The sequence below is a fragment of the Shewanella sp. SM32 genome (assembly GCF_025654235.1).
Classification (GTDB): Bacteria; Pseudomonadota; Gammaproteobacteria; order Enterobacterales; family Shewanellaceae; genus Shewanella; species Shewanella oncorhynchi.
In genome coordinates this window covers 112,367-126,652 of the sequence record NZ_JAKKRO010000004.1, presented here as the reverse complement: position 1 = coordinate 126,652, position 14,286 = coordinate 112,367, and the positions used below count along the sequence as shown (strand labels likewise).

Genomic DNA, 14,286 nt, shown 5'->3' with positions numbered 1-14,286 from the left:
GTAAACTGCCGCCATAAAGTTTGTTCTGATTGCTGATTGATTGTTCTAAAACGAATCGAAAAATAAGGATCCCTAATGAGTGAACTAAAAGTAACTGAATTGATGAAAGTGCAATTAACCAAAGAAGCACCCGCCGCGCACTGGGGCAAGGCTGATGTGACTTATACTGCCGACGGTGCGCAAATTCATTTAGCGGGTGGCGATGAGCTGCGTCAAATTCAAATGGCGGCCCGTAAACTGCGCAATCAAGGTATTAGCTGTGTGGAATTAGCTGGGCAGTTTTGGGACCTCAATAGCCAGTGGGTGTTTGCCCAAGGTTTCGCGACGGCAAAACCAGGCTATCAAATCCATTGGTGTGGTGATGAGTCAGTGCAAGCAGAATTGCAACGTCGACTCGATGTGGCGACTTTTGCCCGTCAACTGATCAACGATACGCCTGAGAACCTGTCGCCAGTGAAACTCGCCCAGCAAGCCGCAAAATGGTTGGCTGAGGTTGGTGGCGACAAGGTGAGTTATCGGATTATCGAAGGTGAAGCGCTGCTGGAAGAACAGTGGATTGGTATCCATGCCGTCGGTCGCGGCAGTGAGCGTCCACCGGCAATGTTAGAGTTAGACTTCAACCCATTAGCCGCCGATGCACCTGTGTCTGTGGCGCTTGTGGGTAAAGGGATTACCTTTGATTCTGGCGGCTACAGCATCAAAGCCTCTGAAGGCATGTTAGGCATGAAATGCGATATGGGCGGCGCGGCGACTGTGACTGCAGCACTTGGTTTAGCGATCAAATCTGGCCTCAACAAACGCGTTAAACTCTTCTTATGTTGTGCTGAAAACTTGATCAGCGGTCGCGCCTATAAGTTAGGTGACATTCTGACCTACAAAAATGGTGTAACAGTTGAAGTGGTGAACACGGATGCGGAAGGGCGCTTAGTGTTGGCCGATGGCCTACAAGCTGCTTCTGCGACAGGCGCACCTTTTATTATCGATGCAGCGACCCTTACAGGCGCCGCTGTGATGGCAGTGGGTTCTAACTACAACGCGATTTTCTCGCCACAGGCGGATGTGTTGCAACTGGCCCAGCAAAAAGCCACTAGCGTTGCCGAGCGCGTATGGCCGCTGCCGCTGGATCCTTGGCACAAAGAAATGTGTCCATCTGCCTATGCTGACACCGCCAACAGCCGCGCAATGAAAGGCGGTGGTGCAGGTGGTGCTTCTAATGCTGCTGGTTTCTTATGGCGTTTCGTGTCACCCGAAGCTAAATGGTTACACGTTGATTTAGCAGGCGCTTTTGAAGATTCAGCTTCTGCCATGTGGGGCGCGGGTGCAACAACCCACGGCGTATTGACCATTAGTGAATTGATTAAAGGCTAAGCCAAGCGCTAAGACTAAATCAGATATGTTAGCTAAGATCCATTAAGATTCTGTAGCTTTGATTAAAACCGCCTACGGGCGGTTTTTTATTGGTTGAAAGATGAGAACACTCGTTTACTTGGCGTTTTAGCGGCTTCATGGCATGTTATGGCTGAGCATTTTTAATAGGGAAACATGATGATAACTATACGAAAAGCAACGAAAGCGGATGCTCAGGCCTGCTGGGATATCCGCAATGCGGCGATCAATAAGGGCTGCGCTGGATTTTATGATGCGGGCGATCTGGTGATTTGGACCGAGGGCGAACTGACCGAGCAATTTAGCCGTATCGTCGATGCACATTTTTATGTGGCAGAGTTGTCCTCTGACGAGTCGCAGCTTAAGACTGTGGTCGGCACTGCCATGTTGGATGAACCCTATGCCCAGTTAGAAGCCTTGTTTGTTTCCCCCAATGCTATGGGGTTAGGAGTTGGTAAAGTGCTGCTGCAATTTATTGAAACTATGGCTTTTAATCAGGGGATTGCCCAGCTCAGATTAGAATCAACTTTAAATGCGGTGGATTTCTATCGCCACTGTGGTTTTGGTGGTGAGGGTTTAGAGGAGGAATCTATCTACTGTTCGCCCAGAGGAATAGCCTTAGAGTGCATGGTGATGTATAAAAATCTAGGACGGTCTTTGGTCTGCTAGGGCGTTGCTTCGCAACTGCTAGAACGTCGCGTCGCGTTGCGGCTACGGATAACGGCATGCAGCAAACTGCTACAGAACGTCACTTTGTGACTCACGATTTACGGAACAGGCTTTGCCCTTTCGGTAAGTGCAGCGTTCTATGAGTGAGTTTACGAACGTTCTGTTTTCCTAGAATCTAAAGCCTAGAACCTATTTTCTGAGAGGTTGCTGACATACTCAATGGAATCAAGAGATCAAGTATGAATGTGGAATGAACTCTGAAGATTTAGAGTTTAAGATAAGGTTGCTGGCATATTCGAGGGAATCAACAGATCAAGCATAGATGTGGAATTTATTCTTCATATAAGGTTGCTGACATACTCAAGGAAATCAACAGATCAAGTATGGATGTGGAATTAACTCTGAAGATTTAGAGTTTAAGATAAGGTTGCTGACATACTTAAGGTAATCAATATATCAAGCATGGATGCGGAATTAACTTATATAGTTTCGTTAAAAAGGTTGCTGACATATTCGAGGGAATCAACAGATCAATCATAGATGTGGAATTCATTCTTCATAAAAGGTTGCTGACATACTCAAGGGAATCAAGAGATCAAGCATGGATGCGGAATTAACTTATATAGTTTCGTTAAAAAGGTTGCTGACATACTCAAGGAAATCAACAGATCAAGATGGGGGAATTAACTCCCAAGAGTATGCCAACTATCGTTCTTTCGCCTGAAATCCCGATGCCGACAAGATTAGCGCTAGTGGCTTAAATAAAACTTAATCCATTGCAAAAAAAGACTTTATTTCCTTAGCCTTTAGTCAAACTTACCCGTAAATCCTCAAGGTTTCAGTTCGCCTCTGGGGTATTAAGTTGTTGACGTTTTTCCATCAAATCTTTAATCAAAGGCGTTAGGATCAGCTCCATCGCCAGCGACATTTTGCCGCCGGGGACGACGAGTGTGTTGACCCGTGACATAAATGAACCTTGGATCATATTGAGGTAATAGGGGAAGTCGACATTATTGATACCGCGGAAGCGGATCACCACAAAGCTCTCATCTAAGCTCGGAATATCTTTGGCACTAAATGGGTTAGAAGTATCGACCGTCGGTACTCGCTGAAAGTTAATGTGAGTGCGGGAGAACTGCGGCGTCATGTGCTTAATATAATCATCCATACTGCGCACAATCGAGCCCATGACTTTTTCACGGCTGTGACCACGTTCCGAAGTATCGCGGATAATTTTTTGGATCCACTCTAAGTTGACTATGGGCACCATGCCGATCAGCAAGTCCACATGCTGGGCGACATTGGCATCACCAGTAACTACGCCGCCATGTAAGCCTTCGTAGTAGAGCATATCGGTATTTTCAGGTAGTGGTCGCCATTGAGTAAAAGTGCCGGGCATCTGGTTAAAAGGCACTGCCTCATCGAAGGTGTGTAAATAGCTGCGGGTTTCACCTTGGCCTGTGGTGCTGTAATCGCGAAAGCATTGCTCTAAACGAGCAAAGTTATTAGCCTCTGGGCCAAAATAGCTAAGATTGCGATTTTCAGCTTGGGATTTGCGGATCATGACTTCCATTTCGGCGCGGGTAAAATGATGAAAACTGTCGCCTTCGACAAAGGCGGCGTTGATCCCGAGTTGGCGAAAAATATGGCTAAAGGCGGTGGTCGTCGTGGTGGTTCCCGCGCCTGATGAGCCTGTAACTGCAATAATGGGATGTTTTGCTGACATTTTTTCTACCTAGCTAGGAACCAAAAGAGCCGCTTATGGGGAAGCGATAAAAACGCGAGTACTATTTATACGGTACAGAGGTAGGACTGGTCAATCTTGCTGCTGTGCTATTTGTTCCGCTGAACGTATCGCGAAGGATTCATCATCTTCACTGTACTCTAATTTCAGCTTACCTTGTTTAAGTGCTTGTTGACATTGGACTATCGCCTGAGCAAGCTCCTGTTCATCGAGACTGGCAAAGCTGCCATCCTCCACTTGACCGAAGAGATATTCGCGGATCACATTGGCGAGCGTTTCCTTGGGGAGTTGTAACAGGGTTTCATAGGGAATGAGCATCGGTGTTTCCTTGGGTAATATTGTCGCCGTTGATTGGGTCTACGCTAAGTGGGTCAACACTTTGATCGCCGAGTAAAAAGTGTAAAATCCGTCGCTCAAGGTAGAAGCGCGGTTTCCAAGGTGTACCGCCTTCAATAAAGCCGACATGGCCGCCATAGGGATGCAGTTCGTATTCCACATAGCCCGACAATTGACTCGATTGGGGGATCACTTCATCGGTCATAAAGGGATCGTCCTTAGCATGTATGATGAGCGTCGGTTTAGTTATACGGCTGATAAAGGGTAAGCCACTGGCACGCGTATAGTAATCGTCGACGCCGTCAAAGCCGTGTAATGGCGCTGTGACTTTATCGTCAAAATCATAGAAGGTATTTAAACGGTCGACCTGCAACTGGCTTAGCGGCATAGAGATGGCTAAATCGGGATCATTCAGTTTATGGCTTATCTTCTGTTGCAACTGTTTGATTAAATAACTTTGATACACCTTTGAAAAGCCATTTTCCAAGCGTTTAGCACAGGCTGACAATTGCAGCGGCGCAGAGACAACCACAGCGCGGGCTAATAAACTATCATCCTGATATTCGCCTTGATACTTAGTCAGCACATTGCCGCCTAAACTGTAACCTACGGCTAATAAGGGCGATTGCGGATACGCGCTTTTCAGTGTCGATAGACTAAACTGTAAATCGTCCGTATCGCCACTGTGATAACTGCGGGCGAGGCGATTGGCCTCACCCGAACAACTTCTGTGATGATGCACGACGGCAGCGAGTTGCTGTTCCTTACAGGCTTGCAGTATCCGCCGCGCATAATGGGATTGAGCACTTCCTTCTAAGCCGTGGATGATCACCACGATCGGTTTGCCAGACTGTGGAACATCCTGCCAATCTAAATCGATAAAATCGCCATCGGGTAACTCTAAGCGCTGCCGCTGTAATGCTGGTTTGGCCACTTTAGTGAATACGGGTAAAATCGTTTGTATATGGGGGCTCTTGGCCCACCAAGGTGGCATAAAGGAATTTGGCATAGATGTTTATCTTGGTATCGGCTATTGCTGAAAATTAAAACGTGTGTTTAATTTATACCCAAACCAACTCAAAATGCTGAAATTCGTATTTTGAGGTCGCTTGGGTATAAACTCGCGGCCATTGTAGCACAATTGTTTTTTATGCTGATATTTAGGCCGACATTTAGGTTGATAATTAGGAGATAGAGATGAAGCGACGAACCTTTATTATGGGCGCGTTTGCCGGTACGGCGGCGTTAGCCTTAGGGGTTAATCTCTATTCTCCTGAGTTTAGTTTGCCCGAGGATAGCGAAGGCAAAGATTATCGTTTGTTGTTTAGCGTGCTTTTGCCTGTGATGCTCGACGGCGCCTTGCCTGATGTGGCCATTCATAAGTTAGCGGCGCAAAACCGCACTTTAGATGCCATCAAACAGTCGATTGCTGTGTTACCCGATGAGCAGCAGACCGAATTGTTTGAGCTGCTCGATATGCTCGAAAATCGTCTTGGTTTACTGGTACTCACCTCGAGCATGACGCCGCTATTGATGCGCTCTCCCGCCGAGTTAACTGATATGTTAGAAACCTGGCGGCACAGTTATTTTGCTTTGTTACAAACGGCTTATCTCGGATTGCGGGAATTAGTGATGGCAAGTTACTACGCTTGTCCTGAGCACTGGAGCCGCCTGCATTATGCCAAGCCTGAACTGTTCAAATAGCGAGTCCATTTTTAACCTAATCAAACGCCGAATAATAAGCATCTTACCCGCGACAGTGGAGCACTCAAGTTGGCAATCATAGATCCTATAGTGAATGGTTTAAACTCTGGTTGGTTGCACACTGATGCGAGCCAATTGCAAGAAAACCAGCAGTTTGAAGCCGATGTGATTATTGTCGGTACAGGTGCTGGCGGCGGTGTGGCGGCTGAAATCCTCACCCAAGCAGGGCTGAGCGTGATCATGATTGAGGCGGGACCGCTAAAATCCTCCAGCGATTTTAATATGGAAGAGCGAGTTGCTTATCCCAACTTGTATCAACAAGCTGCGGCGATGAAAACCGCCGACAAGGCGATTGGAATTTTTCAGGGCCGCGCAGTCGGTGGCTCAACCACAGTTAACTGGACCACTTCAATCCGCACTCCGACCGAGGCGTTAGCTTTTTGGGCGCAACATAAATCGGTTGCTGGGCTTAATCGCGAGAGTTTAGATCCTTGGTTTGAGCAAATGGAACAACGGCTCAACATTCATGAATGGAATTATGAGCCTAATCGCAATAATGCCGCCCTGAAGCAAGGTTGTATCAATCTTGGCTGGGAATACACTGTGATTAAACGCAATGTGGCGGGTTGCTGGAATACTGGCTATTGCGGCATGGGTTGTCCGGTCAATGCGAAGCAATCTATGTTAGTCACTACTATTCCCGCGGCACTTGAGAAAGGCGCGCAGCTGATCAGTCGCGCTAAAGTGACTAAGATTGAGCACCATAATGGCCAAGTGTTTGCGTTAAAGGCGCAGGCGTTGGATGTGAATTTACGACCCACTGACGTTGAGCTGTTATTTAAGGCTAAACATTATATCTTGAGTGCGGGTGCTATCCATACACCGACGATTTTGATGCGTTCGCAAGTGCCCGATCCCCACCAACTTTTGGGTAAACGCACCTTTTTACATCCTACTTTGTTATCCGGCGGCGTATTTGCCGATTCGATCAATGGCCATAGCGGTGCGCCGCAATCTATCTATTCCGATGAGTTTGTGTGGAACAATGGCGCCGATGGTGAGTTGGGTTATAAACTCGAAGTGCCGCCGGTGCATCCGATTTTAATCGCCTCTAAAACTTTAGGTTATGGTACGAGTCATGCTGAGTTAATGTCACAATTCAATCAGTTACAAGTAACTATCGCTTTGATCCGCGATGGCTATCATCCCGACAGTCAAGGCGGTGAAGTACACTTAACGGATAAGGGCTTTGCTTTAGATTATCCGTTGACCGATGCTTTTTGGCGGGCCGCGAGACGCGCTTTTGCTAGTATGGCGGAGTTACAATTCTCGGCGGGCGCCTTAAAAGTGTTGCCGATCAGCGATGGCATGCCTTACTTGTCCTCGTGGAAAGACGCCAAAGAGAGCATTGCGCAGATGTCACTCGCGCCACTGCGCACTATCGTTGCATCGGCGCATGTGATGGGCGGTTGTCCCTTCGGCGAAGATGAAAAGCTTTCTATGGTGAACAGTTATGGTCAGTCGCACTATTTAGAAAACTTGTCTGTAATGGACGGTTCTATCTTTCCGACCAGCCTTGGTGCTAACCCGCAGCTGTCGATTTATGGCATCACGGCACGTAATGCCACCGCACTCGCACAGAAGCTCACTGACGGTAAAGGGTGATGTTATCTTATCAAAATGCAGCTTAGCTTGATAAAGCTTGATGGGGTGTGAATGTCTGAAAACATATTACGGGAAGGTGGTTGCTTATGCGGGGCGATTCGTTATCAGATTGAAGGTGAACCCTTTGATACGGATTATTGCCACTGCCGTTCGTGCCAAAAAAGCACGGGCTCTGCATTTGGGGCTTGGATGGATTTTAAACTCAGCCAAGTGATTTGGCTTAAAGGTCAGGTGACTGAGTTCGCATCGTCCGAGTTTATTCGCCGTGGATTTTGTGACCAATGCGGTACATCGTTAACTTACCGGCATACTCAATATCCTGATTATTCGACCTTGAGCATAGCGAGTCTGGACGATGCTAACCAAGTTCAGCCTAAGTACCATATTTATACTGAGAGTCAGCTGAACTGGTTGGTGATTAAGGATGACTGTGAACGCTATCCGCAAGCACGAAGCCGTTAGCGGATCAGATGATCACTGCGTTGATTTGATCGAGCTAACTTGGCGGTGCTTGATTTAACGTGATTTGTTTGGGGGAGATCAGGGCGCAATGAGGCCGATTTCGTTGGCGTCAATGTCACTGAGTCCAAACAGGCTTAAGTAGCTCACTAGATTTGTCGCTTGGCCGCTTGGGCTGAGTTCATTGAGTTTATTCAAGATGGTTCGTTGCGCTTTACGTTCCATCATCAGCTCAACGGCGAGCATCTGCTGATACTCTTGTTCATTCAGGCTGGACTTAGCGAGTTTACGTAATTTGCGATAGGGCATGAGAAACCTTTCATCCCATTCACCCACAGCATTCATCAGCGTTTGCCATTGGTCCGTGCTGTATTGCTGCGGCCCAGACACATCCATAGTGATATCTAAATATTGTGCCAGTAGCAGTAGATTGACGTTCACCTGACAGCTATTTTGCAATTCGAGACAGAGCGCTTTGTTTTGCGCATAGCTCATATCACACCATTGCCAGAGTTGACTGTCGAACTGGGTTAAAACCGCCATACTATTTCCTTGTATTGCCGCTGCTACTGACTTTTATTTAAAAGAACGCTGGAGTTATTGTTGCTCCATGACCTCTTGCTCCATTGCATCTATCTCTTCTTGCAACTCGAGCCATTGCATTTCACTGTCTTCTAAGGTTTGCGTCAAGCTCGTTCGCTCGGTTAATACCGAGGTTAGCTTGGCTTTGTTATCTTGATCATACAATTCGCTATCGGCCAGCAAGTGTTCTAGCTCGGCGAGGCGTTCGCTCAGCTTTTGTTGCTCGGTTTCTAACTTAGTTTGTTTGCGCTTGAGCGGCGATACCTTTTGGCGGATCTCGGCCTCGAGGCGTTTCTGTATCTTCTTATCGGCGGCAGGTTTGATCTCGTCGCTGGTGCTGTTTTGATTCGAGTTGGCTTTCGCCGCATCGAGCAACCATTGGTGATAATCGTCTAAGTCGCCGTCGAAGGCGCGTACTTCACCTTGATCCACCAGATAGTAATCGCTACAGGTTAATCGTAGTAAATGCCTATCATGCGAGACGACAACCATAGCGCCTTCAAAGGTTTGCAATGCCATTGTCAGGGCGTGGCGCATCTCTAAGTCTAAATGGTTGGTGGGTTCATCGAGCAGCAATAGGTTAGGGCGTTGCCAAACTAATAGCGCTAACACTAAACGGGCTTTCTCGCCGCCAGAAAAGGGGCGCACAGGTGAAAGCGCCATATCGCCGTTAAAACCAAAACCGCCTAAGAAGTTGCGTAGCTCTTGCTCTCTGGCATTGGGTGCAAGACGTACTAAATGCTGCATCGGCGTGTCGTCGAGGCGTAAAAATTCGATTTGATGCTGAGCAAAGTAGCCGATATTGACGCCAGGATTAGGTTCATACAAACCTGTCATTGGCGATAATTGACCCGATAACAGCTTAATTAATGTCGATTTACCCGCGCCGTTACGGCCGAGTAAACCAATGCGCGCACCCGGTACTAAGTTTAAATGCACCTTGCTCAGGATTGGCTTATCGCTATAACCGATAGCGACTTGCTCCATCTTAATCAGCGGATTGGGTAGGGCTTCTGGAGCACGAAATTCCATATAAAATGGGCTATCGGCTTGAGACGGCAACAACTCAGTCATGCGCTCTAGCGCCTTTAAGCGGCTCTGCGCTTGTTTGGCTTTACTCGCCTTATAACGGAAACGGTCAACGAAGGACTGCATGTGTGCACGTTCTTTTTGTTGGCGTTCGAAGGCAACTTGTTGCTGCGACATACGTTCGGCACGAATGCGCTCAAAGGCACTGTAATTGCCTTTGTAGAAATTGAGTTTTTGATTTTCAACGTGGACGATTTCATCAACGATTTCATCGATAAAGTCCCTATCATGGCTGATTAAAATCAGCGTGCCTTGATAGGACTTAATCCAACCTTCGAGCCAGTACATGGTATCCAAGTCTAAGTGGTTGGTCGGTTCGTCGAGGAGCAATAAGTCAGAGCGACACAGTAGCGCTTGGGCTAAGTTGAGGCGCATACGCCAACCGCCCGAAAAGCTTTTCACTGGATTGCTTTGATCGGCTTCACTAAAGCCCAGACCCGCTAACAATGAACCCGCGCGCGAATGAATCGCATAACCACCGATAGCGTCGATTTTGCCGTGTAAGAGTGCGATGGCATTGCCGTCGTTATCTTCTTGGGCCTTGTGTAATAAGGCTTCTAATTGACGATATTCGCTATCGCCATCGATCACATATTCCAGTGCCGAGACGTCGAGCGCAGGGGTTTCTTGGGCCACAGTGGCAATTTGCCAGCCAGAAGGCAGACTAAATTCACCTTTATCTAGGCTTAAGTGACCTAAAATTAATGCGAGCAGTGAAGATTTGCCTGTGCCGTTAGCACCGACTAAACCGACCTTATGGCCGGGATAAATCGTGAGAGAGGTCTCATCTAGCAGGGTTTTGCTGCCACGGATTAATTGCGCTTGGTTGATGCTGATCATTGACTACAACTTGGTTAGAACGTGAATTCGTCAGGGCACAGATAATAGCGTACAACCCCGTATCAAACCACAGCCTGACCCGATAACTCGGACAATTATTCGACTTTTCAGGACGATCTTCAGTGAATCGCATCACATCGACCTAAGGCCTCACACTTTCAGGTAACACTGGCATTCAATCATCAGTGTGGCAAAATAGCGCCAATTTCTTCGGCCGAGTCCCTTGGCCCTGCTATCTGGTCCTTTATCTATTATGACAAACACTAAAATCAAAAAGCGTTTCGTAGCCGGTGCTAAGTGCCCAAAATGCAGCGCCAAAGACAGCATTTTACTCTACAAGGAAAACGGCATCGAAACCGTTGAATGCACAGAGTGTGACTACCGTGAACAGCAAACCGATGAAAAGGTCACTGAAAAAGCCACCGGCGCTGTGATCGGCGTGTTTAAGCCGGATTAGGTTAAAGCTTTAATTCAATTGGATCGCTTTGGCTGAGGACGTCTGTCCTATGTCTTATTTTTCCGTTTGTAGCTTTGCGAGTAAAAGGTGCGCAAATCATTAACCACTCGCAATTAGCTCAAGTTCATTGAAGCGGTCTGAGTTAGATATCAGAAATGGTAGCCTAAGCATTGGGTTCGGTTATGACCGCTGACCTTAAACATCACAACACTTTTACCATAAAAAATTTACTGCCGGTTTCTGGATAGGCTTGTTGTATCCACTGCACGCGATAGTCGTGGCGCTCATAAAAGGGCTTAGCTTGAAAATCTAAGGTATCGAGTAGGGCAAATTGGCAGCCGCGCTCCTTTGCTTGGCTTTCTGCGGCTAATAATAAGCGCGTGCCGATACTTTGGTGTCTTAAAGAATCATTGACCCACAGATAGTCGATTAACAACCAATTGCCGAAGGTTTTACCGCTGATCCCTGCTAACAGTTTACCTTCGGAGTCCTGTAGTTTGAGTCCGAGATTTTTACGGCTAAGCCCCTGCCATTGGACTTGGTTGAACTCGACAATTTTTTGTTTTACAGCATCGGCGAACTCGGTTGATTCATCGTTAATTAAGCTTAAATTCATCGTCACTTCTCGTTTGATTTTTTATGATGTTAGCTCTGAATATCTAGGCTGATAGGCATTGGTATGCCGTCAAGGATTAGGGTAAACTAGCGCCTTTGTCACTGGCCATAAGTATCGTAATGGAAACTTTTTACAGTCTATATCCTGCGGTTAAACATCTGCATTTTACCTTTATCGCGTTGAGCGTGTTATTGCTTACCGTGCGCTTTGTCCTGCATCTGCGCCAATCGGCTCTGATGGAGAAGAAGCTGCTCAAGATAGCGCCCCATGTTATCGACACTTTCCTACTGCTGTCGGGCTTAACTTTGTGTTTTATGATCCAGCAATTTCCTTTTGTGGATCCTTGGATGACCGAAAAAATCGGTGCTGTAGTTGCTTACATTGTCCTAGGCGCCATTGCCATAAAAGCGAACAGAAACAAATTGTTCAAAGTGTTTGCTTACTTAGGCGCGATAGGTTGGTTGGTTTATGCTGCTAAATTGGCTCATTTTAAACAAGCGGTATTATTGGGTTAATGGGTAACTACACTCTGCAAGATGGCATTTCATTGCCCGAGTCGGCATTGGATGTAGGTGCGCACCTTGGATTTTCTAAACTTGAAGCCGCTAAATGGGCTTGGTTTGAAATGGCGGGAGCCGTATTAAGTCATTACTTGGTTGATCAACAACAGCGTTTTAATGCGCTGTTGCATTGGTTTTACGAGGATTTAGGTTTTTGTGTTCGTGAGAACTACTTCAGTACAGAGGCGGCAGATTTAGGTACTTGCTTAATTAGTCGCCAAGGTAATAGTACAACGCTGGCGACGGTATTGATGTTGCTGGCGAAGCAGTTAGATCTTGAACTCGAACCCATATTGCTACCTGGCAATACGGTTCTGCGTTGTAAGATTGGCGGTGAAGTGAGTTATTTGGATCCTTTAACGGGCAAGGAACTCACCCGTCACCAGTTGCACGTGTTAGTGCGCGGCGAGTTAGGTAATGCTGCTGAACTTAAGGCAAGTTACTTAAAGCCTGCAACGGTGAAAAAACTGCTGACGCGTATGCTGCATGAGCTTAAGGCGGGTTGCATAGTGTCGCATCAATTTGAGGCAGCGATGGAGTGTTGCAGCCTGCTGTTGCAATGGCATGTTGACGATGTACATTTGAATCGTGAGCGGGCATTTATTGCACAGCAGTTGGGTTGTATTAATGTGGCCGCCGCCGATCTGCAGCATTTTGTTGATAATAGTCCTCACGATCCCGTGATCGAGATAGTGAAGATGCAGCTCAAAGAATTAAACGAACACGCCGAGGTTTATCACTAAAGCAGAGCCTTTCGGGGCTCTTCTTATTTATTCAACTTTTATTAACGAATTCAATCCGCAAAAATAATAACACTGGGCAGATGGAAGTTTGACCCAGGGACTTAAAAGTTAAGTCTCTAATAAAAATAATAACTGTATCAACAGGGAGAAATTAGCATGACAAGCACGGCTTTAGTGACGAACGATGCCACGGCGTTAGGAATACTCGCGACAATTCTAGGTTTTGTATTTTATACCAGTAGCAGTAGTCATCCTTTTTGGCAGAAGTTTTATCGTTTTATTCCCGCCCTTTTATTGTGCTATTTCTTGCCATCGTTATTGAATACCTTTGGGGTAATCGATGGTAATACCTCACAACTGTATTTTGTGGCATCCCGTTATTTGCTGCCAGCTTGTTTAGTATTATTGATTTTAAGCGTTGATTTAAAAGCTATTTTAAGTTTAGGGCCGAAAGCTTTGATCATGTTTTTAACCGGCACTGTCGGTATCGTTATCGGCGGCCCTATCGCCTTGTTGCTGGTGTCGGTTATTGAACCTTCTTTAATTGGGGTCGATGGCCCCGATGCGGTATGGCGTGGTATGACGACCTTAGCGGGGAGCTGGATTGGTGGGGGCGCAAACCAAGCTGCAATGAAAGAGATTTATGACGTGGGCGGTAATATTTTCTCTGTGATGGTGACAGTCGATGTGATAGTCGCCAATATTTGGATGGCAGTGCTGCTGTTTCTTGCCTCAAAAGCGAAAGAGATCGATGCTAAAACCGGTGCAGATACTTCTGCTATTGAAGCGTTAAAAGATAAAGTTGAAAAGTATCACGCTGAAAATGCACGCATTCCTAATCTGCGCGATCTTATGCTGATTGTCGCTGTAGGCTTTGGTATCACAGGTATTGCTCATATCGCCGCTGATTTTCTGGGGCCATTTTTTGAAGTGAACTATCCTTGGACCGCAGATTACAGTTTAACCTCTAAATTTTTCTGGCTAGTGGTGATAGTCACAACGATTGGTTTGGCGATGTCATTCAGCCCAGTGCGTCATTTAGAGGCGGCGGGGGCATCAAAAGTGGCTTCAGCCTTCCTTTACATCTTAGTTGCGACCATTGGTCTACATATGGATGTGAGTAAGGTGCTCGATACGCCATTGTACTTTTTAATTGGTATTGTGTGGATGATCGTTCACGCAAGCTTTATGTTACTGGTGGCTAAGCTGATTAAAGCCCCGTTATTTTATATGGCCGTAGGCAGCCAAGCGAATGTGGGTGGCGCTGCGTCAGCCCCTGTAGTTGCGGCGGCATTTCACCCCGCTTTAGCACCCGTGGGCGTACTGTTAGCCGTATTAGGTTATGCGTTAGGAACCTATATGGCATGGATTTGTGGTCAAATTTTACAGTTAGTTGCGGTATAACCGCCTTAGCTCCTATTCACCGCTGGGAAAGG

At 46.8% G+C, this 14,286-nt stretch carries 15 protein-coding genes; 9 read left to right on the top strand and 6 right to left on the bottom strand.

The features are described 5' to 3' along the window. The first annotated feature begins 75 nt into the window (after positions 1-75). Together pepB and L5M10_RS02950 are read left to right on the top strand one after the other, a co-directional pair. The gene (pepB, locus tag L5M10_RS02955; RefSeq protein WP_263236614.1) at positions 76-1,368 is read left to right on the top strand and encodes an aminopeptidase PepB; all 1,293 of its coding nucleotides are present in this window, start codon (positions 76-78) and stop codon (positions 1,366-1,368) included. Between the two features lie 177 nt (positions 1,369-1,545). Continuing rightward, complete coding sequence (locus L5M10_RS02950; protein WP_263236617.1) at positions 1,546-2,055, top strand: GNAT family N-acetyltransferase; 510 nt, start codon at positions 1,546-1,548, stop codon at positions 2,053-2,055. 838 nt (positions 2,056-2,893) lie between these two features. Here the strand turns inward: L5M10_RS02950 and L5M10_RS02945 are convergent. From L5M10_RS02945 to L5M10_RS02935, 3 genes are all read right to left on the bottom strand, one after another. Continuing rightward, on the bottom strand, positions 2,894-3,781 hold the full coding sequence (locus tag L5M10_RS02945) for a phosphoribulokinase (protein WP_011847692.1): 888 nt from the start codon (positions 3,779-3,781) through the stop codon (positions 2,894-2,896). Positions 3,782-3,871: 90 nt separating this feature from the next. Then, complete coding sequence (locus L5M10_RS02940; RefSeq protein ID WP_173246707.1) at positions 3,872-4,117, bottom strand: YheU family protein; 246 nt, start codon at positions 4,115-4,117, stop codon at positions 3,872-3,874. Further along, the gene (locus tag L5M10_RS02935) at positions 4,101-5,144 is read right to left on the bottom strand and encodes a hydrolase (protein ID WP_263236620.1); all 1,044 of its coding nucleotides are present in this window, start codon (positions 5,142-5,144) and stop codon (positions 4,101-4,103) included. The genes L5M10_RS02940 and L5M10_RS02935 overlap by 17 nt, the downstream gene beginning before the upstream one ends. 188 nt (positions 5,145-5,332) lie before the next feature. Between L5M10_RS02935 and L5M10_RS02930 the strand changes: the two genes are divergently transcribed. The 3 genes from L5M10_RS02930 to L5M10_RS02920 all read left to right on the top strand — a co-directional run bounded on the left by L5M10_RS02930 (position 5,333) and on the right by L5M10_RS02920 (position 7,966). Next, positions 5,333-5,839, top strand: coding sequence for a TAT leader-containing periplasmic protein (locus L5M10_RS02930; protein WP_105251529.1), 507 nt, complete (start codon positions 5,333-5,335; stop codon positions 5,837-5,839). 69 nt (positions 5,840-5,908) lie between these two features. After that, positions 5,909-7,504 carry a GMC family oxidoreductase gene (locus L5M10_RS02925; RefSeq protein ID WP_131525357.1) on the top strand — a complete coding sequence of 532 codons (1,596 nt, stop codon included), beginning with the start codon at positions 5,909-5,911 and terminating at the stop codon, positions 7,502-7,504. Positions 7,505-7,555: 51 nt separating this feature from the next. After that, positions 7,556-7,966, top strand: a complete 411-nt coding sequence (locus L5M10_RS02920; RefSeq protein WP_263254817.1) for a GFA family protein — start codon at positions 7,556-7,558, stop codon at positions 7,964-7,966. A gap of 78 nt (positions 7,967-8,044) precedes the next feature. Here L5M10_RS02920 and L5M10_RS02915 read toward each other — a convergent pair whose 3' ends face one another. Together L5M10_RS02915 and L5M10_RS02910 are read right to left on the bottom strand one after the other, a co-directional pair. Further along, positions 8,045-8,506, bottom strand: coding sequence for a TIGR02444 family protein (locus tag L5M10_RS02915; protein ID WP_113939753.1), 462 nt, complete (start codon positions 8,504-8,506; stop codon positions 8,045-8,047). Positions 8,507-8,560: 54 nt separating this feature from the next. Further along, complete coding sequence (locus tag L5M10_RS02910; RefSeq protein WP_263198111.1) at positions 8,561-10,474, bottom strand: ABC transporter ATP-binding protein; 1,914 nt, start codon at positions 10,472-10,474, stop codon at positions 8,561-8,563. Positions 10,475-10,727: 253 nt separating this feature from the next. Here L5M10_RS02910 and L5M10_RS02905 point away from each other — a divergent pair, with 253 nt between their 5' ends. Continuing rightward, complete coding sequence (locus tag L5M10_RS02905) at positions 10,728-10,931, top strand: YheV family putative zinc ribbon protein (protein ID WP_012088350.1); 204 nt, start codon at positions 10,728-10,730, stop codon at positions 10,929-10,931. Positions 10,932-11,133: 202 nt separating this feature from the next. Here L5M10_RS02905 and L5M10_RS02900 read toward each other — a convergent pair whose 3' ends face one another. Beyond that, on the bottom strand, positions 11,134-11,547 hold the full coding sequence (locus tag L5M10_RS02900; protein WP_219255813.1) for a GNAT family N-acetyltransferase: 414 nt from the start codon (positions 11,545-11,547) through the stop codon (positions 11,134-11,136). A gap of 119 nt (positions 11,548-11,666) precedes the next feature. Here L5M10_RS02900 and L5M10_RS02895 point away from each other — a divergent pair, with 119 nt between their 5' ends. The 3 genes from L5M10_RS02895 to L5M10_RS02885 all read left to right on the top strand — a co-directional run bounded on the left by L5M10_RS02895 (position 11,667) and on the right by L5M10_RS02885 (position 14,254). Further along, positions 11,667-12,062 (top strand): SirB2 family protein, encoded by a 396-nt coding sequence (locus tag L5M10_RS02895; protein WP_006080263.1) that lies wholly within the window; start codon positions 11,667-11,669, stop codon positions 12,060-12,062. Next, a complete protein-coding gene (locus tag L5M10_RS02890; protein ID WP_105250146.1) occupies positions 12,062-12,850 on the top strand; it encodes a SirB1 family protein in 789 nt (262 codons plus the stop codon). Before L5M10_RS02895 ends, L5M10_RS02890 begins: the two co-directional genes overlap by 1 nt. A gap of 156 nt (positions 12,851-13,006) precedes the next feature. Then, positions 13,007-14,254, top strand: a complete 1,248-nt coding sequence (locus tag L5M10_RS02885) for a DUF819 domain-containing protein (protein WP_105250145.1) — start codon at positions 13,007-13,009, stop codon at positions 14,252-14,254. Positions 14,255-14,286: the final 32 nt, after the last annotated feature.

Coding starts and splice junctions, on each gene's coding strand:
- pepB (WP_263236614.1), top strand. CDS start 76: ATGAGTGAACTAAAAGTAACTGAATTGATGAAAGTGCAATTAACCAAA.
- L5M10_RS02950 (WP_263236617.1), top strand. CDS start 1,546: ATGATAACTATACGAAAAGCAACGAAAGCGGATGCTCAGGCCTGCTGG.
- L5M10_RS02945 (WP_011847692.1), bottom strand. CDS start 3,781: ATGTCAGCAAAACATCCCATTATTGCAGTTACAGGCTCATCAGGCGCG.
- L5M10_RS02940 (WP_173246707.1), bottom strand. CDS start 4,117: ATGCTCATTCCCTATGAAACCCTGTTACAACTCCCCAAGGAAACGCTC.
- L5M10_RS02935 (WP_263236620.1), bottom strand. CDS start 5,144: ATGCCAAATTCCTTTATGCCACCTTGGTGGGCCAAGAGCCCCCATATA.
- L5M10_RS02930 (WP_105251529.1), top strand. CDS start 5,333: ATGAAGCGACGAACCTTTATTATGGGCGCGTTTGCCGGTACGGCGGCG.
- L5M10_RS02920 (WP_263254817.1), top strand. CDS start 7,556: ATGTCTGAAAACATATTACGGGAAGGTGGTTGCTTATGCGGGGCGATT.
- L5M10_RS02915 (WP_113939753.1), bottom strand. CDS start 8,506: ATGGCGGTTTTAACCCAGTTCGACAGTCAACTCTGGCAATGGTGTGAT.
- L5M10_RS02910 (WP_263198111.1), bottom strand. CDS start 10,474: ATGATCAGCATCAACCAAGCGCAATTAATCCGTGGCAGCAAAACCCTG.
- L5M10_RS02905 (WP_012088350.1), top strand. CDS start 10,728: ATGACAAACACTAAAATCAAAAAGCGTTTCGTAGCCGGTGCTAAGTGC.
- L5M10_RS02900 (WP_219255813.1), bottom strand. CDS start 11,547: ATGAATTTAAGCTTAATTAACGATGAATCAACCGAGTTCGCCGATGCT.
- L5M10_RS02895 (WP_006080263.1), top strand. CDS start 11,667: ATGGAAACTTTTTACAGTCTATATCCTGCGGTTAAACATCTGCATTTT.
- L5M10_RS02890 (WP_105250146.1), top strand. CDS start 12,062: ATGGGTAACTACACTCTGCAAGATGGCATTTCATTGCCCGAGTCGGCA.
- L5M10_RS02885 (WP_105250145.1), top strand. CDS start 13,007: ATGACAAGCACGGCTTTAGTGACGAACGATGCCACGGCGTTAGGAATA.